Raw genomic sequence first — 20,088 nt, 5'->3', positions numbered from 1 at the left:
GTCCGCCCCAACCGACGCGCCACGCCCCGAGCCAGGGCGTTCAGCGGGCGGGCCGGATGCCGAAGGCCTCGAGACGCCGACCCAACTCCGCCGATGTCGCGAGGTGTGCCCATCCCCAGCGCACATAGCGGCGCTGGGTCGTGCCCCGAATCCAGTCCTCGCGCTTCTTCTCGTCTTCGACCACCTCCGATGCTGTCCGGCCATTCGTCAGGCGCCCGTCCAGATACTTCATCCGCCCGTCGAACTCCCCGAAAGCGCGCACCTCTTCGAGTCCGAAGTCGACGAAGTACCGGCTGCCGGCCGGACCGTCGACCCCCACCTGGAGGCGGATGTCGCGAAAGCCGAGCTCGTGGAGACGGATCCGGCTGATGCTCTCACCAGGCAGCTGCGCGCGTCCGTCGGCGAACGCAAGCGCGCGGCGCGCCCGCGTCTGCCCATGGGGCGAGCGTGTCGCGATGACCCGCGCGGCAGCCGCGAACCCGTCGGCCGCCTCGTGATCGTATGTCCCGGGTCCGCGGACGGCGACCCTGCGCAGCGCAGCATCCGCCACCGTCACGGCCTGCTCGAACGAGAGGGTTCGCGCGACGTCCGCGGACGTGCGCAGCAGACTCGTGCACAGCAGCCCATCGATCTCGACGAGGTCGGCTGGACACACGCTCCCGCGATGTCGTACGACGCCGGCAGCCGCGCCGGGGCGGTCCGGTGGGGCGATCACATGGACGCGTGACGTGTCCGCGTGGAACAGCGGGAGCCCATGAATCGCTGCGGCCGTCTCGTGGGAGAACACCGGTCTCGCCTTGGAGACCATCGCCAGAGCGCACGCTCGATCGGTGATCTGCTCCTCCGGCTTCGCATTGTGCCAGCGATCGCCCGGGGCATAGATTCCGGGCCGGACCCGCACGAGTGTGCCCATCCTCACCTCGCCGCCGATGCGACTCGATGTCATTCCTCGATCATCGAGCTCGGAGCGGCGGATGAGTCGACGTTCCATGAGACGAGCGTGCCGATGTCGCGCGGGACGTCCCGACACGACGTCCGGGCTGTGGAGAATCGGGCGACCGCTGGGTGTGGGGAGACGCGGCCGAGTGGTCGATCGCCCTCGTATGCCGCGGCCGTTCTGGATTGGGGCGCGGGTCGTGCACCTGGGGCGGGCGACGTTCGCCCCAGCTGACGAAACGTGCCCCGAACCCGCACCGGAAGGCTTCTCGGCGCTGAAGATCCAGGCCTTGAGCGGATGCCGCGGCATCCGTCACCCGCGGCGCAGACGCTCCTCGAGGCCGAGGCGCACCGCAGGCCATTCGGACGGGAGGATCGAGAAGACGACGGTGTCGCGAAGAGTGCCGTCGGGTCCGAGCCGGTGGTTGCGCAGGACGCCGTCCTGCTTGGCACCGAGCCGGGCGATCGCCGCGCGCGACTGCCGGTTGTGCCAGTGCGTGCGGAACTCGACGGCGATGGCGTCGCACGACTCGAAGGCGTGGGCGAGCAGGAGCAGCTTCGAGGCCGTGTTCACCGCGGTGCGCTGCGCCTCGACTCCGATCCAGGTGTGGCCGATCTCGACGTGGCGATTGGCCTGGTCGATGTTGCAGAACGTCGTCTCGCCCACGACCAGGCCGGTGTCGAGACGGCGCACCGCCCAGGCGTTCATGTGGCCCTCGTCCTGCCAGGCGAGGCGCTGCGCGACGTCCTCGGCGACGGCGTCGGGTGCGGGCACCGAGGTGTACCAGGCGTGCTCGAGGCCGACCGCGGCCCGCGCGATGTCGTCGACGTGGTCGGCGCTCAGCGGCTCCAGGCGGACGAACGCGTTCTCGAGGGGCACCGGCTGCGTGAGGAGCATCCTCCGAGCCTAGGACGAGGCGACGCGGTCAGGCCTCCTTCCCGTGCATCGCCGCCTCCACGGTCGCCGCAGCGACCGCCGGGTCGTGATCGGCGACCTCGGACGCCTTCCGCGCCGCCGCGATCGCGCGCTGCCCGGCCGGCAGCCACACCGCGAGCCCGATCACGACGAAGGTGAGGATGCCCGCCGCCACGAGCAGAAGCTCGATCGGCATCACGTCGGCGAGCGGTCCGAACACGACCATGCCGAGCGGCATCGCGACCGCCATGACGATCCCGACGAAGCCGAACACCCGGCCCTGGCGCTCGGGCTCGACCGTCTCCTGCAGCAGCGTCATCGACGGGGTCGAGAAGAACGGGACCGCGAGCCCGACGAGGAACATGAAGGCGAAGAACATCCAGATGCTCGACGACAGTCCGAGGCCGATCGATAGAGCGCCGAAGGCGAGTGACGAGACCACGATGAGTCCGATGCGGCTCCGCTTGGCGAAGAACGACGCGACCAGGATGCCGCCGAGCATCATGCCGACGCTGAACGCGATCTCGAGCACGGCGAGGTTGACGACGTCCTGCTGCTCGCCTGCCGGGAACGAGCGCACCAGCATCAGCGGCGTGAGGTTGGACGGGGCCACGGTGAGCAGGAAGATGATCGCGAACACGATGAGCAGCCACCGGACGAAGGCGTGGTGGACGATGTAGCGCACGCCGTCGACCAGGTCGGCGAAGTACCCGGTCGCGACGTCCGACGCGCGACGCACCGTGCCCACCGGGATGAACGCGAGGATGCCGATCCCGATGATCGCGGTGACGACGTCGATGAAGAAGATGGGGATCAGCGATGCGGCCGTGCCGCCGGTGGCCGCGGAGGACCACGCGTAGATCGCGCCGGCCGCGGCGGGTGCCAGCAGCGCCATGGCGGACTGGATGGAGCCGTTGATGCCGTTGACGCGAATGAGGTTGCGTGTGGGCGTGATCTGCGGGATGAGTGCGGACACCGCGGGCATCTGGATGCCGGCACCCGCCGAGCGCACGGCCATCACGGCGAACAGCAGCCACACCGCGTCGTACCCGGTCATCATGATGAGCGCCAGGGCGAGCGTCGCCAGGGCGATGACCGCGTCTGCTCCCATGATCAGGTACTTGCGGTTGTGACGGTCTGCCCAGACCCCGCCGAAGATCGACACCACGGCCTGCGGGAGGAACCCGAACAGCGCGGCGAGCATCATGTAGATGCCGGAGCGGTACTCGATCGTGAGGTACCAGAACACCGCGTACTGCACGAGCATCGAGCCGAGCAGGCTCACCGTCTGCCCGCTCAGGAAGAGGACCACCTTGCGCAGCCAGTGCGGCGGATCGGGGTTCTCGCCCGTGCCGTCCCCGGTGCCGGGGGTGGCGTCGACCGAGCCCGCGAGGCCCGCTGCGCCGAGCGGCGCAGCGCTGGGAGGGATGGATGCCGCGGCCGCGGCATCCCGTTCGTTCTCGCTCTGCGCGCCCGCCATCATCCGCTCCTCGTTCGACGCTGAAAGTCATGCGACGTCGCGCCGACCGCGGAGGGCCACTCACGATATATCGCGTTCGAGACTGTAGCACGTGAAGGGAAGCGACCGCGACGATTCGGCGAACGGGCGCCGGCGTCAGCTCCCGATCGCGTCCAGCAGGTCGCGGGCGCCGGTCACGAGGCGCGCGATGCGCGCCGCTGCGTCTTCCGCCGAGTCGCCGCGCACGTCGAGGTAGAGCTTGAGCTTGGGCTCGGTGCCGCTCGGGCGCACGATCACGCGCGAGCCGTCGGCCAGCCAGAGCCGCAGCACGTCGCCGGGCGGAAGGTCTCCGACCCCTTCGAGCAGGTCGTCCACGCGGTCGACCGCGACCCCGCCGACGGCCGAGGGGTGCTCCGCCCGCAGCGCGGCCATGATGCTCGCGATCGTCGAGACGTCGTCCACGCGCACGGAGACCTGGTCGCTGGCGAACGCGCCGAACGTGGAATCGAACTCCGCCAGGAGATCGGCGAGCGAGGCGCCTCGCCCGCGGGCCTCGGCGACCATGCCGAGCATCGCGACGGCGGCCGAGATGCCGTCCTTGTCGCGCACCGTCTCGGGGTTGACGAGGTAGCCGAGAGCCTCCTCGAAGCCGAACACGATCCCCGGGGCGCGCGAGATCCACTTGAACCCGGTGAGCGTCGAGTGGAAATCGAGCCCGTAGTGGTCGGCGACGGCTTCGAGCCCCGGCGACGAGACGAGCGAGCAGGCGAGCGAGGCGCCCTCGGGGGCACCGCGCTCCGCCGTCAGCCGTGCCGCGCGCCAGCCGAGAAGCAGGCCGATCTGATTGCCGGTGAGCCGGCGCCAGCCGTCGGGCGCCGCGTCGTCGGGGACGGCCACGGCGAGCCGGTCGGCATCGGGGTCGTTCGCGATCACGAGCTCCGCGCCCACCTCGCGCGCCCGTGCGAAGGACAGGTCCATCGCGCCGGGCTCCTCCGGGTTGGGGAATGCCACGGTCGGGAAGGCGCCGTCCGGCTCGAGCTGGTCGACGACGGGCTCGGGTGCGGGGTATCCGGCCGCCTCGAGGATGCGCGACAGCGTCTCCCACCCGACGCCGTGCATGGCGGTGTAGACCCACGTCAGCCCGGCGGCTCCGGCGGGCGCGGGGGCGACGGCCGCGGTCGCGGCGACGTAGTCGTCGACGATCGTCTCAGGGGCGATCTCGTACCCGAGGGAGCGCGGGAGCGCGGCGATGTCGCCGTCGGCGGCGACGCGCTCGATGTGCGCGGCGATCTCGGCATCGGCGGGAGACACGATCTGCGATCCCTCGTCGGCGCCGCCCAGGTAGACCTTGTAGCCGTTGTCGTTGGGCGGGTTGTGGCTCGCGGTCACCATGACCCCGGCTGCGGCGCCCAGATGGCGCACCGCGTAGGCGAGGACGGGCGTGGGCAGCAGGCGCGGCAGGAGAATCGCACGCAGACCGGCGCCGGCGAAGATCTCGGCGGAGTCCTGGGCGAACACATGAGAGTTGCGGCGCCCGTCGTAGCCGACGACGATCGTCGGCGGCTCGGCATCCTCCGGCGTCCCGCCCCTCTTCTCGAGGACGTACGCCGCCAGGCCGGCCGCCGCCTGCGCGACGAGGACGCGGTTCATCCGGTTGCTGCCCGCCCCGAGCTCACCCCGCAGACCCGCCGTGCCGAACTCGAGCCGCGCGGCGAAGCGGTCGGCGAGGTCGGCGAGCGCTGCGGCGTCGCCGCCCTCGGCGGCCGCGATGACGTCGCGCAGCTCGGCGCGGGTCTCTCCGTCGGGGTCCTGTGCGAGCCACGCCTCGGCGAGCGCGACGACGGGGTTCGCGGGATCCGCCTCGCGGACGCCGTCCTCGGCGCTCACAGCGCGCCGATCACGCGGGCGAGAAGCGACGAGATCACGGGCTCGGCCTCGCGGCCCGCCTCGATGACCTCCTGGTGGCTGAGCGGGGTGGTCTGGATGCCCGCCGCCATGTTCGTGATGAGCGAGAAGCCGAGGATCTCGAGGCCCGCCTGACGTGCCGCGATCGCTTCGAGGGCCGTGGACATGCCGACGATGTGACCGCCGATCGTCTTGGCCATGCGCACCTCGGCCGGCGTTTCGTACTGCGGCCCCCGGAACTGGCAGTACACGCCCTCATCGAGCGACGGATCGATGGAGCGGGCGAGATCGCGCAGCCGCAGGGAGTACAGGTCGGTGAGGTCGATGAAGGTTGCGCCCTCGAGGGGCGAGTCGCCGGTGAGGTTGATGTGGTCGCTGATGAGGACCGGCTGCCCGGGCTTCCACGTGTGCTTGATGCCGCCGGCGCCGTTGGTCAGCACCATCGTCCGCACACCCGCCGCCGCGGCTGTGCGGACGCTGTGCACGACACGGCGGACGCCGTGGCCCTCGTAGAAGTGGGTCCGCGCGCCGATCACGAGCACGCGCCGGCCCTTCGGGGTGAGAACGCTCCGGAGCGTTCCGACGTGCCCCTCGAGCGCCGGCTTCGAGAAGCCGGTGACCTCGGTCGCCGGGAAGGCCGCGGTCGTCTCTCCGATGAGCTCCGCGGCCTTGCCCCAGCCGCTGCCGAGGGTGAGTGCGATGTCGTGCTTCTCGACGCCGGTGAGGCGGGCGATGTCGGCCGCCGCGGCGGCTGCGATCTCGAAGGGATCGGCCGCGGGGTCGTCGAGGGGATTGCCGGTGCTGTCTGACATGCCCACCACTCTAGGAAGGGCGGCGGCCCAGGGCCAGCAGGCTCGGTGGCGCGGGTGTCGTCGCCGGGGCATCGCGCGGGGGAGAATGGAGGACATGTCCTTGAGCTTCGAGCGCACTCAGAGCGTCGCGATCATCGGCGGCGGCCCCGGCGGCTACGAAGCGGCTCTCGCCGCTGCTCAGCTCGGAGCCGAGGTGACGGTCGTCGAACGGGCCGGGATCGGCGGCTCGGCGGTGATCACCGACGTCGTGCCCTCCAAGACGCTGATCGCCACGGCCGACGCGGCCGTCGCGATCGCCGGAGCGAGCGACCTGGGCGTGCAGCTCTTCGCCAAGACGAAGGAGGGCAAGCCCCTCAAGCCCGAGATCGCGATCAACCTCCAGGCGGTCAACAAGCGCCTGCTCTCGCTCGCGCGTCAGCAGTCCGACGACATGCGCGCGTCCCTCGCCGAGGCGGGCGTCCGGATCATCTCCGGGCACGGGCGCCTCGAGGGCGAGAACGCCGTGGTCGTCTCGACGGGCCCCGGCGGGACCGACTTCGATCGCATCGAGGCCGACACGCTCCTCGTGTCGGTGGGCGCGTCGCCGCGCGAACTGCCCACCGCGATGCCGGACGGCGAGCGGATCCTCACCTGGACCCAGCTGTATGACATGAAGGCGCTGCCCGAGCACCTCATCGTCGTCGGCTCGGGTGTCACCGGCGCGGAGTTCGCCGGCGCGTACATGAACCTCGGGGCGAAGGTCACGCTCATCTCGAGCCGCGATCAGGTGCTCCCGGGTGAGGATTCGGATGCCGCGGCCGTTCTCGAGCGCGTCTTCAAGCGCGGCGGCATGACGCTGCTGTCGAAGTCGCGCGCCGACAAGGTCGAGCGGGTCGGCGACGGCGTCGTTGCGACGCTCAGCGACGGACGCACGGTCGAGGGCAGCCACTGCCTCATGGCGGTCGGATCAGTCCCCAATACGGCAGGCATCGGGCTCGAGCAGGCCGGCGTGCAGATGACGGAGTCGGGACACATCCAGGTCAATCGCGTCGCGCGCACCTCGGTTCCCAACATCTACGCCGCGGGCGACTGCACGACGTTCGTGCCGCTGGCCTCGGTCGCCTCGATGCAGGGACGCACGGCCGTGTTCCACGCACTCGGCGACGTCGTGATCCCGCTCGAGCGCCGTCGCATCACCTCGAACATCTTCACCGCGCCCGAGATCGCCACGATCGGCTGGCAGGAGAAGGACATCGCCGAGGGGCTGATCAACGCCGTCGTGCACAAGCTCCCGCTCGCCGCGAACCCGCGCGCGAAGATGATGGGGATCAAGGACGGCTTCGTGAAGCTGATCGCCCGGCAGGGCAGCGGCAGCGTCGTGGGCGGCGTGATCGTCGGACCGCGCGCCTCCGAGCTGATCTACCCGATCGCCATCGCCGTCGAGCGCCGCCTCACGGTCGACCAGGTCTCGCGCGTCTTCGCGGTCTACCCGTCGCTGTCGGGCAGCATCACGGATGCCGCGCGCGCCATGCACGTCGTCGACCACACGATCTACGGTGCCTGAGCCGCGGCATCCGCTCTCCCTGGCTGGACCCAGACCGGCCGAGAGGGCGCGATTGACGGCCGTGAGCCGTGCCCATCGGTTGTTTGCGCACTCTCGGCTGCAGCAGAGAGTGCCGACCGGCGTGGGCGGTCGAGGCGCGCGGCCACGCCGCAGGCCGGGGAGAGCGCGTCAGGAGATCGTGAGCAGCTGGTGCCCGGCCGAGACCGTGGTGCCCGCCGAGGCGTTGATCGCGCCGATGGTGCCGTCCTTGTGGGCCTGGATGGGCTGCTCCATCTTCATCGCCTCGAGCACGACCACGAGGTCGCCCTTGACGACCTGCTGGCCCTCTTCGACCGCGACCTTGACGATCGTGGCCTGCATCGGCGCCTTGACGGCATCTCCGGATGCGCCCGAGACCACGGACGGCGAGTGCGAGCGGCGCGACGGCGGCACCGCAGCCGGGCGTCCGGAGACGCCGGGCGTGGCGACGACCCGGTCGGGCAGGCTCACTTCGAGGCGCTTGCCCGCGACCTCGACGACGACCGTGTGGCGGTTCTCGCTCGGCTTGGGCGATTCGAGCTCGCCGTCCCACGGTGCGATGTCGTTGACGAACTCCGTCTCGATCCACCGGGTGAACACCCCGAAGTTCCCGTCCTCGGCGGTGAACGCCGGGTCGCGGACCACCTTGCGGTGGAACGGGAGGACCGTCGGCATGCCGGCGACCTCGAACTCGTCGAGCGCGCGACGCGAGCGCTCGAGGGCCTCGGCGCGGTCGCGGCCGGTGACGATGATCTTCGCCAGGAGCGAGTCGAACGCGCCGGAGACGCTGTCGCCTGCCGTGACGCCCGAGTCGAGGCGGATGCCGGGACCGCCGAACGTCTTGAAGACGTGGATCGGGCCGGGCTGGGGGAGGAACCCGCGGCCGGCGTCCTCGCCGTTGATGCGGAACTCGATCGAGTGGCCGTCGGCGACCGGGTCGTCGTAGCCGAGATCCTCGCCCTCGGCGAGGCGGAACTGCTCGCGCACCAGGTCGACGCCGGTGATCTCCTCCGACACGGGGTGCTCCACCTGGAGGCGCGTGTTCACCTCGAGGAACGAGATGGTTCCGTCGGCGCCGATGAGGAACTCGCACGTGCCCGCGCCGACGTAGCCGACCTCCTTGAGGATGGCCTTCGACGCCTCGTACAGGGTCGTGTTCTGCTCGTCGGTCAGGAACGGCGCCGGGGCCTCCTCGACCAGCTTCTGGTGACGACGCTGCAGCGAACAGTCGCGCGTCGAGATCACGACGACGTTGCCCGCGGCATCCGCGAGGCACTGCGTCTCGACGTGACGCGGCTTGTCGAGGTACTTCTCGACGAAGCACTCGCCGCGGCCGAAGGCGGTGATCGCCTCGCGCGTCGCCGACTCGAACATCTCGGGGACCTCGTCGAGCGTGCGGGCGACCTTGAGCCCGCGGCCCCCGCCGCCGTAGGCCGCCTTGATCGCGATCGGCAGGCCGACCTCTTCGGCGAAGGCCACGACCTCGTCGGCGCCCGACACCGGACCGGGCGTGCCGGGGGCGAGCGGCGCGCCGACCTTCTCGGCGACCTTGCGGGCGGTGACCTTGTCGCCGAGGGCCTCGATCGCGTCGGGCGACGGGCCGATCCAGACGAGCCCCGCCGCGATGACGGCGCGGGCGAAGTCGGCGTTCTCGGCGAGGAAGCCGTAGCCGGGGTGCACCGCGTCGGCGCCGGCGCGCCGGGCGACGGACAGGATCTTGTCGATCGACAGGTACGTCTCGGCGCTGGTGGTGCCCTCGAGCGCGTACGCCTCGTCGGCGAGGCGCACGTGCATGGCGTCGCGGTCCTGGTCGGCGTAGACCGCGACCGACGACTTTCCGGCATCGCGGGCGGCTCGGACGACGCGGACCGCGATCTCACCGCGGTTGGCAACGAGAACCTTGGTGATCTGAGGCATGGATGCCAGCCTACCGACGGGCAAGGCCGTGGTTTTGACTGGTTCGTACAAGAAGCGGCCCGAAACGTGGGATTCCTCCCACAACGACGAACGGTGGCCCGGGAGGGCTACGACCTGGCGTCTCCGACATCCGTCCGCTCGAGCGACGGGTCTGCCGTGTGCCAGAGCGCCGTCCACTCGACGCCCAGCTCGCGCACGAGCGCCCGCAGGGTCGACACCGACATCCCGACCACCGTCGACGGATCCCCCTCGACGCGGGTGATGAAGGCCCCGCCCAGGCTGTCGACCGTGAAGGCGCCGGCGACGTGCAGCGGTTCGCCCGAGTCGACGTACGCCTCGATCTCGGCATCCGTCACGTCGCCGGCGAAGGTGACGGATGCCTCGGCGACCGCGTGGACCTCCTGCGCCGCGGCGCCCGGCTCGAGCCGGATAACCGCATGCCCGGAGTGGAGCACGCCGGTGCGTCCGCGCAACGCATGCCAGCGGGCGATGGCGTTCTCGGGCGTGTGGGGCTTGCCGAGCACGTCGCCGCCGATCTCGAACATCGAGTCGCCGCCGATCACGATGCCGTCGAAGCCCGGGATGTCGTCGGCCAGCCGCGCGGCGACGTCGGCCGCCTTGCGGCGGGCGAGCAGGAGAACATGCTCGTCGGGTGCGAGGGTGCGCCCCTCGGATGCCTCGACCGCTGCGACCACCGACTCCTCGTCGACGTCCGGGGCCACGGTGAGCGGCCGGATCCCGAACTGCTGGAGAAGCATCAGCCGGGCGGGCGAGGTCGAGGCGAGGCACACGCGCATGCGTCCACCGTAGGCTCTCCCTCGTGACGGATTCGACAGGCGACGCGGGGCGGACGATCGATCTGGAGATCGGGGACGTCGCCCACGGCGGCGTCTTCGTCGCCCGGCATCAGGGGCGCGTGGTGTTCGTGCCCGACGCGATCCCCGGCGAGCGGGTGCGTGTGCGGATCACCGACACCGGCAAGAACTCCTTCTGGCGCGGCGAGGCGGTCGAGGTCCTGGATGCCTCCCCCCACCGCAGGCCGCACATCTGGCGTCAGGCCGACATCTCGGTCGCTCCCGAGCTGCGCCCCGGCGGCGCCGACTTCGGGCACATCGAGCTCGGCCACCAGCGCGAGCTGAAGCAGCGCGTGCTCCTCGACGCGCTTCGGCGATTCGGCGGCTTCGCCGACCCCGCGGCGGCGATCGCGCCGGCCGGCGGGGCGGGGTCGGAGGCCGAGAGCGACGACGGCGCCGGCTGGCGCACGCGGGTGAGCCTGCACGTCGACTCCGATGGGCGGGTGGGTCCCTACGCGGCGCGAAGCCACCGGGTGATCCCGGTCGACGACCTTCCGCTCGCGACGCCGGCCGTCGAGAGCGCGGCGCTCGCGCTGCGCATCGGCGAGCCCGGTCGGATCGACCTCGTCCAGCCCGCCGACGGCCGCGTGCGGGTGCTGCCCAAGCCCGACAGCGGCCGCGGCCGAGCCCGGACCAGGGGTCGCCGGAGCCCCGACCGTCCCGGACCCGCCCCGGAGGTCGTCGTCGAGCGCGTCGGGGCGCGCGGGTTCCGCGTCGACGCCGGAGGATTCTGGCAGGTGCACCGCCTCGCCGCGGCGACCCTCACCTCGACGGTCGATGCCGCGCTGCGTGGTCTCGGCTCCGACGTGGAGTGGGATGCCGATGCCTGGCACCTCGACCTGTACGGCGGCGTCGGGCTCTTCGCCGCCACGATCGCCGGCGTCGGCGGTGCCGCCACCCGCGTCACCACGGTGGAGTCCGACGCGCGTGCGACCGAGCACGCGGGCGAGAACCTCGCCGAATGGGTCGGCGCCCGGGCCGAGACCGGGCGGGTCGACCGGTGGCTCGCACGAGTCGCCGCCGAGGCATCCGCCGCCGACCGCGACCGGCTGACGCGTGGCGTGGTGCTGCTCGACCCGCCGCGCGCCGGCGCCGGACGCGAGGTCGTCGAGACCGTCGCCTCGCTCGCGCCCGCCGCGGTCGTGTACGTCGCGTGCGACCCCGTCGCGCTCGCCCGCGACCTCGCGACCTTCCGCACCGCCGGATACGAGACGACAGGCGTGCAGGCGCTCGACCTGTTCCCGAACTCCCATCACATCGAGGCGGTCGCCACCCTCACCCCGGTCGGCCGACGGCGTTAGGCTGGCGACATGACCCGAGTTGCGCTCATCGACGATCACGAGTCCGTCAGGCTCGGACTCGAAGCGGCGTGCGCGCGCGTCGGCACGAAGGACGTCGTGTTCTCGGGCAGCAGCGTGACGGACTACCTCAAGTGGCGGGCCTCCTCGGCGTCGCCGCCCGCCGATGTCGTCGTCCTCGACCTGACCCTCGGCGACGGCACGACGGTGACCGAGAACGTCCGCAGGCTCGTGGTGGACGGCTCGAGCGTCATCATCCACAGCGTCGCCGACCGCCCGGCCGCCGTGCGCGAGGCCCTCGCCGCAGGGGCCGCGGGGGTCGTGAGCAAGTCGTCGCGCATCGACGACGTCATCGCGGCCGTCCGCACCGTCGCCCGCGGCGAACCCCTCAACAACGTCGAGTGGGCGAGCGCCGTCGAAGGCGACCGCGAGTTCGCCGACGCGCAGCTGTCGGCGCGGGAGCGCGAAGTGCTCCGCCTGTACGCCGCCGGACTTCCGCTCAAGGTCGTCGCCGATCGACTCGGCGTCGCCTATTCCACCGCGAAGGAGAACATCACGCGAGTTCGCGTCAAGTACGTCGAGGTCGGCCGCCCTGCGCCGACGAAGGTCGACCTGCTCCGTCGGGCGATGGAGGACGGCATCCTCGCCGAGTCGGCCGCCGATCCGGAGAACATCACGCGTGGCGGCTGACGCACCGGCGATCCTCGACAGCGCCTGGGGCCACATCCCGCACTCGCGGGAGGCGACCGCGGGCATCGGGTCCTTCACCAGGACCCGTGTCGAGCGCATCATCACCATCGTCGCGGGCTTCGGCTCGCTGGTCCTCGGTCTGCAGGCGTTCCTGACCGCGCTCGGGCCGGCCGAAGAGCGCCCCGGCTGGCACGAACCACTCGTGCTCGCGGTCTTCGTGCCGCTCGCGGTCATGATCCTGGCGTGCTTCATCGGCCGCGGCGTGCGGATCGCCGCCGGGGTCTTCGCCTTCGCGTACATCCTCGCCCTCGTCGCCTGGCCGCTGGCGACGGCCGACACCGACCCGTCCGCGACGTCGCAGCCGTGGATCTGGTACCTGGTCAACATCGCGACGCTCGCCGCCGTGCTCGCCTTCCCCTTCCCGCTGCAGATCGTCTGGACGATCCTCGCGCCGCTGCTCTTCGGCCTGGTCCGGTTGATCCAGGGCGACTTCGCGACGGAGTTCTGGTTCGCCAACGGTCTCGACGTGTCGTTCGCCCTCATCCTGGGCGGCGTGATACTCACGCTGGGCTGGGTGTTCCGCTCGGTCGCCGCGAACGTGGACGAGACCCGTGCACGGGCTGTCTCCTCCTACGCGCAGGCGGCCGCCGCGGATGCCGCGGAGCAGGAGCGCATCGCCGTCGCGGCGCTCATGCACGACAGCGTGCTGGCGGCGCTCATCGCGGCGGAGCGGGCCGACACGCCCCGCGCGCAGACGCTCGCGGTCGCGATGGCGCGCGAGGCTCTCACGCGACTCGCCAACACCGAGCAGGATTCCCACGAGGGCCCCGACGAACCCCGCGACGCACATTCGATCGCCGACGACATCGACGCGGCCTCGCATGAGCTGGGCGCCGACGTGCTCGTCGACCGCGTGGTCGCCGCCGACGGGCCGCAGGTGCCCGGCCGCGTGGCGCGGGCGCTCGTGCTCGCCGCGACGCAGGCCATCGCGAATGCACTCCAGCACGCCGGCGGCGCGGGCCTGACGGTGTCGATCGACGCGTCGGGCGATCAGGTGCACATCGAGGTGCGTGACAGGGGCGAGGGCTTCGACCTCGAACAGGTCCCCGACGACAGGCTCGGCATCCGCGCGTCGATCTTCGCGCGGGTCGCGGCGGTCGGCGGCTCAGCCGACATCGACACCGGGCACGGCGGCACCGTCGTCCGCCTCGAGTGGCGGGGGTCCCTCGCATGATCAGCGTCAAGAACGTCCTGGTCGCCCTGGCCGTCGCCTTCACCGCCTACCTCGCTGCGCGAGGACTGTGGTGGACCGCGCCGGTGGCCTACCCGCTCGTCGTCGTGGCGACCCTCGGTCTGTACCTGGCGACGACGTGGCTGTGCATCTTCTGGGAGCCGGCCCGGCCGGAGGTCGAGGGGGAGGACGAACCGCACATCGGCGACCCGAACCGCACGCGGGGGCGGCTGCCGGTGCCCGCGCAGATCCTGGCGCTCGCGGCCGCCGTCATCGTGCCCAGCGCGATCTCGTTCGGCGTGGGTCCGGCTTCGGTCACGGCGGGATTCGCCACCTGGTACCTCGGCGGCATCGGCGCGCTGATGACCATCGTGATGGTGCGGCGCCGGCCGTGGACCGCATGGGCGGGTGTGGCGATCCTCACAGTCGGCTCGATGCTCTGGATGGGCGTCCCGGCTGCTCTCGCCCTGGGCCTGGTCGGCTCGATCGTGTGGGTGACGTGCGCGCAGCTGCTGGTCGGCTCGCTGGATCGGGCGGCACGAGACACGGCACGCCTCGCGCAGCTCCAGCGCGCGGCATCCGCCTGGCAGGCGTCTCAGTCCGGGCGCCAGCGCGAGCGCCGCGTGCAGGTGCAGCACGCCCTCGCCGTGGCGGGACCGGTGCTCACACGCACGGTGGCGACCGGCGGACGGCTGACCGACGACGATCGCCTCGAAGCGCGGCTCGCCGAAGGGCGACTCCGTGATGAGATGCGGGGACCCCGTCTGCTCGACGACGAGGTGCGGGCAGAGCTCGAGCGTGCGCGCCGCCGCGGGGCGAACGTGACGGTGCTCGACGAGGGCGGACTCGAGGGGCTGGACGAAGGATCGCTGTCGATCATCCGCGCTCAGCTCGCCGAGGCGCTGCGGTCGGCCAGCTCGGATCGCCTGTACATCCGCACCTCGCCGGATGCGCGCGTCGCCGTGACCGTGGTGGGCAGGTCGCCCTCCGTCGGCGGTCCGTCCGATGAGGACGGCGTCGACCTCTGGCGCGAGATCCCGCACCCGGGCGTCGCCTGACCGCATCGCGGGAGGGCTCGCACGCGCGGGAGCCGGAGCGTTGAGCCGCGCCGCACGGGTACGCTCTCGCCGCCCTCGAGCGAGGCGCCCGAAATCACTCGCTCCCCGTCTCGGTGGGGGAGGGGAATCGAGGCGGGGAGCGGAAGAGAGAAGAAGGCGAGGGGCGGCGAAGCCGCCCGCCCCTCGCCTGGCGGACTGTTACCCGAAAACAGTCCGCGTGGCCGAACTCGGATCTGCCGCAGAGCGGAGAGCGAGTCAGCCGAACGCAGAAGCGTTCCAGCGATACAAGTATCTCCGGGCCGCAACGCCCTCGTCTGTAGGTATTTCGGGGGACATCTGTGCGGCGTCCCGACGGGTCGTCGCGGCGCCTCGGGATCAGCCCGAGAAGCGACCCCAGCCGAGCTCGCGACGCAGGGGCGTGCGCAGACTCCGCTGCGTGATCGACCACGCCGTGCGCGCGGTCTCGTCGTCTGCGACGGCCTCCGCGGCCTCGCCGACGTACGCCTCGCTGACGACCGCGATCAGCGCCGCGAGCTCGTCCTCGGTGGGCGTGCCGCGCAGGACGTCGATCGTGACGCCCTCGCCGGTGTCGTCGCCCGGGCTCACAGCGGGATGTTCCCGTGCTTCTTGGGCGGGAGGCTCGCGCGCTTGCCCCGCAGCGCCCGCAGCGCCTTGGCGATCGAGACGCGGGTCTGCGCCGGCTCGATGATCCCGTCGAGCTCGCCGCGCTCCGCGGCCAGGAACGGCGAGGCGACGTTGTACGTGTATTCGTTCGCGAGCCGGGTGCGGACGGCAGCGACATCCTCGCCCGCCGCTTCGGCCCGCTTGATCTCGCCGCGGTACAGGATGTTGACGGCGCCCTGGCCGCCCATCACCGCGATCTCGGCCGTCGGCCAGGCGAGGTTGACGTCGGCGCCGAGCTGCTTGGAGCCCATCACGATGTACGCGCCGCCGTAGGCCTTGCGGAGGATGACGGTGACCAGCGGCACCGTCGCCTCGGCGTAGGCGTAGAGGAGCTTCGCGCCCCGGCGGATGACGCCCGTCCACTCCTGGTCGGTGCCGGGAAGGTAGCCGGGCACGTCCACCAGGGTGACGATCGGGATGGAGAAGGCGTCGCAGAACCTGACGAACCGGCTGGCCTTCTCGCCGGCCTCGATGTTGAGCGTGCCGGCCATCTGCGAGGGCTGGTTGGCGATGATGCCCACTGAGCGGCCCTCGATGCGGCCGAACCCGATCACGATGTTCGGCGCGAACAGCGGCTGCACCTCGAGGAAGTCCTCGGCGTCGACGATCCCGCGGATCACCTGGTGGATGTCGTACGGCTGGTTGGGCGAGTCGGGGATGATCGTGTTGAGTGCGCGATCGGAGTCGGTCGTCTCGAACTCGAACCCGGTCTCGTAGACCGGAAGCTCGGCCATGTTGTTGTCGGGCAGGAAGCTCAGCATCGAGCGGACGTAGTCGATCGCATCGTCCTCGTCCTCGGCGAGGTAGTGCGCGACTCCGGAGCGCGTGTTGTGCGTGTGCGCCCCGCCCAGCTCCTCCATGCCGACGTCCTCGCCGGTGACCGTCTTGATCACGTCGGGGCCGGTGACGAACATCTGGCTGGTCTTGTCGACCATGACGACGAAGTCCGTGAGCGCGGGGGAGTACACGGCGCCGCCGGCGGCCGGTCCCATGATGATCGAGATCTGCGGGATGACGCCCGAGGCCTGGGTGTTGAGCCGGAAGATCTCGCCGTACTTGCCGAGGGCGACGACGCCCTCCTGGATGCGGGCCCCGCCGGAGTCCAGCATTCCGACGACCGGGATGCCGCTGCGCAGCGCGAGCTCCATCACCTTGATGATCTTCTCGCCGGCGACCTCGCCGAGCGACCCGCCGAAGGTCGAGAAGTCCTGTGCGTACACCGCCACGGTACGGCCGTGGATGGTGCCGACGCCGGTGACCACCGAGTCGCCGTAGGGGCGCGACTTGTCCATGCCGAAGGCGGTGGTGCGATGGCGGACGTATTCGTCGAGTTCGACGAAGCTGCCGGGATCGACGAGCAGGTCGATGCGCTCGCGGGCGGTGCCCTTGCCCTTCGCGTGCTGCTTCTCCTGGGCGACGGCCTCGGCATCGAGGACGGCTTCCTGGTAGCGCGCGCGGAGGTCGGCGATCTTTCCGGCGGTCGTGGAGAGGTCGGGCTGATCGGTCACGCGTTCCACCTTATCTGCGGGCCCGCCGCAGACGTTGGAGGGTTTGCACAAGGGGTCGCGGCATCCGCTGTCGGGAAGGCGGTTCGGGATGCCGCGGCCGCGGTGCGGGAAAAGGGGAATCTCATGTCGTTCTCATGCCCGCCGCGAGCGCCTGCCGCTAGGGTCGGGTTCACGGTGTCTGGTCGGTTGCGCATGAAGAAGAGGCTGTCGGTGACGGCAGCGGCCCTCCTCGTGCCGCTGGCGCTCGTCCTCGGATCGCTGCCGGCTGCGGCCGTGACCGGTGACCCGACACCTGTGCCGACTCCGAGCCCGGCGACGTCCACGGCTGCCTCGCCGCAGCCCACGCCGACGGTGACGCCGACCGGTTCCGCGAGTCCCTCTCCGCTGCCCACGCCGGCGCCTTCGCCTTCCCCTTCGCTCGAAGTCGAGCCCACTCCGGCGCCCGCGCCGGTTCCCGTCCCGCAGGAGCGCGTCGACGGACCGGCCGCGCCGCGACTGTCCATCACCGCGGCCACGGTTCCGCTTCCGAACACCAGTCGGATCTCGACCGGTTCCGACGCGTACTCGGCCGCGGTGGCCGCGTCCAAAGCTCTCTTCCCATCCGGTGCCGACACGGTGGTGATCACCTCGGGGCCGTATCCCATCTTCGCTGCGGTCGGCGCCTCGGTGGCCGCGGAGTCCGGCGCTGCGCTGCTGACCGTGGGCGTGTCGTCGGTGCCGTCGATCGTCCTTGCGGAACTGCGGCGGCTCGCTCCGTCGCGGATCATCGTCGCGGGTGGGCCCGTCTACGTCGGCGACTCCGTGATCGCCACCCTCCGCGGCGTCACTCCACAGGTCAGCCGCGTCGGCGGAGCGACGCTCTACGAGACGGCGAGGAAGGCCTTCCAGGCCAGTGCCGCGCCGGCCGACACCGTCTACATCGCCGGTGCGAGGACGACCGACGACGCCCCGCTCGCGGCGGTCGCCGCCGCCGTCGGAGGCAAGCGGTCGATGGTCGTCAGCGGGCACGGGCTCGCGCTCGACGCCGCCACGGTCGATGCCCTTCGCGCCGCGGGCACGAAGAAGATCGTCGTCGTCCAGAGCACCTCTCCGCTCATGGCGAGCTATATCGCGGCCCTGCGGAACGCGGGGTTCTCGGTGTCGATCATCGGCTCCGCCGACCGTTTCGCGACCGCGGCGCTGGTGGCCCGCGCGACCCCGGCCGGCCGGACGGCGAACGTGATCGTCAACCCGTCCAGGCCGTTCGACGGCGCCGTCGCCGCCGGTTTCGCGGCGGTGGTGCGACAGCCGCTCTACTACGCGATGCCGGAGTGCATGCCCGACACCGCGGCGTCCGACATCAAGGCCGCGGGCGGCCGCCGGATCCTCGTGGGCGTGACCGCAGCTCTTGGATCGAACGTGGTGGCGTCGCTCACCACGTGCTCCTCGGTGAAGGCATCTCGGCAGGCCGCGCTGACGTCAGCCGTGCGCGCGACGGCCGCGAAGTACTCGGGAACCTTCTCGGTCACGGTCCGGCAGCTCGGCGGGCTGTACGAGGTCGCCCAGGTCGGCGGCGGCACCCGCCGTGAGGCCGCCAGCATGATGAAGATCTTCGCCGCGTGGGCCGCGTACAAGCGAGTGGAGCAGGGGAAGGCATCACTGACCACGCGGCTTCCCTCGGGCGTCCCGCTGGAGACATGCATCAAGGTGATGATCCACGTGTCGGACAACTACTGCCACACCGACATCGTCCACTGGATCGGAATCTCCACGATCAACAGCATGATCCGCGGCGCCGGATTCACGAACACGTACTACGGCAACGTGCCGCGCGGGACGAGCGTGCTCTACGCCGGCAATCGGTCCACGACGAACGACATGGCGTGGATGATGCATCGCCTGGCGAACCGGACCATTCTCGCCAAGGCCTACTCCGATCGTCTGATCAACCACATGCGGAGTCAGATCTGGAAGTCGCGCATCGCGTCAGGCATCCCTCCCGGGGTTCCCCAGGCGAGCAAGCCCGGGTCGCTGTGGATCGCCTCCGGTCTCCTGCAGGCCGACACCGCGATCGTGAACGGACCGAAGTACACCTACGCCATCTCGATCATCGGCGACAACGGACCCTCGAAGGCCGCGCTCCGCGCGATCTCGCGTACCGTGTACACGCATTTCAACGGATCGTTCGGCACCGCCGCCAGCTACCCCGTGAAGCAGATGGTGACGACGAAGCCGGTCGGGCTGCGCAGCTCGCCGGCGGGAACCATCGTGACGACGATCGGCGGGGGCACCGCCATCGAGGTTCTCGACGCCAACCGGGAGTGGTACCAGGTGGTGTGGGGAACGAGGAAGCTCTGGGTCTACTACACCGGCCTGCGCAACCGATGACTCCGCGGGTAGCGTGAAGCCCATGCCGATCGCACCAGAGGGCTATCCCAGGACCGCTGCCGTCAGCCCGCGCGTCCAGGTCGTGGAGACCACCGACTCGACGAACGCCGACGTGGTCCAGCACGTCCTCGACGCCCCCGACGAGTGGCCCCACCTGTCGCTTCTGCTGACCACTGATCAGCGCGCCGGTCGGGGCCGGCTCGATCGCTCGTGGACGACCCCGCCCGGGACGGCCCTCGCCCTGTCGGTGGTGGTGCGCGTCGGCGCGATCCCGCCGGCGTCCCGCGGATGGATCCCGCTGATCGCGGGCGCCGCCATGACCCGCGCGGTGGCCGCGCAGGTGCGGGGGACGGGCCACAGTGCGACGCTGAAATGGCCCAACGACGTGCTGCTCGACGGGGCGAAGATCTGCGGCATCCTCGCCGAGGTCGTGCCGGGGCATCCGGATGCCGTCGTCATCGGCTCGGGAGTGAACACGCGGATGCCGGCATCCGACCTCCCGGTCGAGACAGCCACCTCGTTCGAGGCTCTCGGCCTGGTGGCCGACGAGGACGTTCTCATCGCCGACTACCTCGCCGCGCTCGATGAGCAGCTCACGGCGCTCGCCGCATCCGGCGGCGACCCGGTCGCGGCGGGCATCCTGGCCGAGGTGGAGGCGCTCTGCGCGACGGTCGGCAGCGACGTCGCGGTGTCTCTTCCCGACGGGGAGGTCCTGAGGGGGCGCGCGCAGCGCATCGACCTCGAGGGGCGCCTGGTGGTCGTCCAGGAGTCGGAGTTCGAGAGTGCGGTGTCGGCGGGCGACGTCATCCACGTGCGCTGACCGACGGCAGCCGGTGTCCGCTGCGTGACGCCGAACGGCGGTGCGTCCGCGCGGTGTCGGCTCCGACCCGCA

The 20,088-nt window shown here is 71.2% G+C and carries 16 protein-coding genes; 7 read left to right on the top strand and 9 right to left on the bottom strand.

The annotated features are described in order from the left end of the window. Positions 1–40: 40 nt before the first annotated feature. From EER34_RS01775 to EER34_RS01755, 5 genes are all read right to left on the bottom strand, one after another. Positions 41–946 carry a hypothetical protein gene (locus tag EER34_RS01775; RefSeq protein ID WP_127472863.1) on the bottom strand — a complete coding sequence of 302 codons (906 nt, stop codon included), beginning with the start codon at positions 944–946 and terminating at the stop codon, positions 41–43. A 303-nt stretch (positions 947–1,249) separates the two neighbouring features. Continuing rightward, positions 1,250–1,834, bottom strand: a complete 585-nt coding sequence (locus EER34_RS01770; protein ID WP_127472862.1) for a GNAT family N-acetyltransferase — start codon at positions 1,832–1,834, stop codon at positions 1,250–1,252. A gap of 28 nt (positions 1,835–1,862) precedes the next feature. After that, positions 1,863–3,332 (bottom strand): MFS transporter, encoded by a 1,470-nt coding sequence (locus EER34_RS01765; protein WP_127472861.1) that lies wholly within the window; start codon positions 3,330–3,332, stop codon positions 1,863–1,865. A gap of 135 nt (positions 3,333–3,467) precedes the next feature. Then, positions 3,468–5,198, bottom strand: a complete 1,731-nt coding sequence (locus EER34_RS01760; RefSeq protein ID WP_127472860.1) for a phospho-sugar mutase — start codon at positions 5,196–5,198, stop codon at positions 3,468–3,470. Then, positions 5,195–6,028, bottom strand: coding sequence for a purine-nucleoside phosphorylase (locus tag EER34_RS01755; RefSeq protein ID WP_127472859.1), 834 nt, complete (start codon positions 6,026–6,028; stop codon positions 5,195–5,197). Before EER34_RS01755 ends, EER34_RS01760 begins: the two co-directional genes overlap by 4 nt. Positions 6,029–6,113: 85 nt before the next feature. On the opposite strand from EER34_RS01755, the gene EER34_RS01750 reads away from it, so the two are divergent. Then, entirely contained in the window at positions 6,114–7,571 is a 1,458-nt protein-coding gene (locus tag EER34_RS01750; RefSeq protein WP_127472858.1) for an NAD(P)H-quinone dehydrogenase, read from the top strand. Between the two features lie 168 nt (positions 7,572–7,739). Here the strand turns inward: EER34_RS01750 and EER34_RS01745 are convergent, their stop codons facing one another. Both EER34_RS01745 and EER34_RS01740 read right to left on the bottom strand, forming a co-directional pair. After that, positions 7,740–9,506, bottom strand: coding sequence for an acetyl/propionyl/methylcrotonyl-CoA carboxylase subunit alpha (locus tag EER34_RS01745; RefSeq protein WP_127472857.1), 1,767 nt, complete (start codon positions 9,504–9,506; stop codon positions 7,740–7,742). Between the two features lie 107 nt (positions 9,507–9,613). Beyond that, positions 9,614–10,303, bottom strand: coding sequence for a Maf family protein (locus EER34_RS01740; RefSeq protein ID WP_127472856.1), 690 nt, complete (start codon positions 10,301–10,303; stop codon positions 9,614–9,616). A gap of 23 nt (positions 10,304–10,326) precedes the next feature. On the opposite strand from EER34_RS01740, the gene EER34_RS01735 reads away from it, so the two are divergent. Genes EER34_RS01735 through EER34_RS01720 form a run of 4 tightly spaced genes read left to right on the top strand, consistent with a single transcriptional unit; the run spans position 10,327 to position 14,637 of the window. Further along, a complete protein-coding gene (locus EER34_RS01735) occupies positions 10,327–11,661 on the top strand; it encodes a class I SAM-dependent RNA methyltransferase (protein ID WP_205791317.1) in 1,335 nt (444 codons plus the stop codon). Between the two features lie 9 nt (positions 11,662–11,670). Further along, the gene (locus EER34_RS01730) at positions 11,671–12,348 is read left to right on the top strand and encodes a response regulator transcription factor (RefSeq protein WP_127472855.1); all 678 of its coding nucleotides are present in this window, start codon (positions 11,671–11,673) and stop codon (positions 12,346–12,348) included. Then, positions 12,338–13,582, top strand: a complete 1,245-nt coding sequence (locus EER34_RS01725; RefSeq protein ID WP_205791315.1) for a sensor histidine kinase — start codon at positions 12,338–12,340, stop codon at positions 13,580–13,582. The genes EER34_RS01730 and EER34_RS01725 overlap by 11 nt, the downstream gene beginning before the upstream one ends. After that, complete coding sequence (locus EER34_RS01720) at positions 13,579–14,637, top strand: hypothetical protein (protein ID WP_127472854.1); 1,059 nt, start codon at positions 13,579–13,581, stop codon at positions 14,635–14,637. Before EER34_RS01725 ends, EER34_RS01720 begins: the two co-directional genes overlap by 4 nt. Before the next feature lie 375 nt (positions 14,638–15,012). On the opposite strand, the gene EER34_RS01715 is transcribed toward EER34_RS01720, so the two are convergent. Then, on the bottom strand, positions 15,013–15,243 hold the full coding sequence (locus tag EER34_RS01715) for an acyl-CoA carboxylase subunit epsilon (protein WP_127472853.1): 231 nt from the start codon (positions 15,241–15,243) through the stop codon (positions 15,013–15,015). Then, positions 15,240–16,829, bottom strand: coding sequence for an acyl-CoA carboxylase subunit beta (locus tag EER34_RS01710; RefSeq protein WP_240642068.1), 1,590 nt, complete (start codon positions 16,827–16,829; stop codon positions 15,240–15,242). Before EER34_RS01710 ends, EER34_RS01715 begins: the two co-directional genes overlap by 4 nt. A gap of 192 nt (positions 16,830–17,021) precedes the next feature. On the opposite strand from EER34_RS01710, the gene EER34_RS01705 reads away from it, so the two are divergent. Together EER34_RS01705 and EER34_RS01700 are read left to right on the top strand one after the other, a co-directional pair. Beyond that, positions 17,022–19,196, top strand: coding sequence for a serine hydrolase (locus tag EER34_RS01705; RefSeq protein WP_164743416.1), 2,175 nt, complete (start codon positions 17,022–17,024; stop codon positions 19,194–19,196). A gap of 22 nt (positions 19,197–19,218) precedes the next feature. After that, the gene (locus tag EER34_RS01700; RefSeq protein WP_127472850.1) at positions 19,219–20,016 is read left to right on the top strand and encodes a biotin--[acetyl-CoA-carboxylase] ligase; all 798 of its coding nucleotides are present in this window, start codon (positions 19,219–19,221) and stop codon (positions 20,014–20,016) included. Positions 20,017–20,088 lie beyond the last annotated feature (72 nt).

It is taken from the genome of Microbacterium sulfonylureivorans, assembly GCF_003999995.1.
Lineage (GTDB): Bacteria > Actinomycetota > Actinomycetes > Actinomycetales > Microbacteriaceae > Microbacterium > Microbacterium sulfonylureivorans.
Note: the sequence above shows the minus strand (reverse complement) of the source record. Positions and strands in the feature narration are given on the sequence as shown.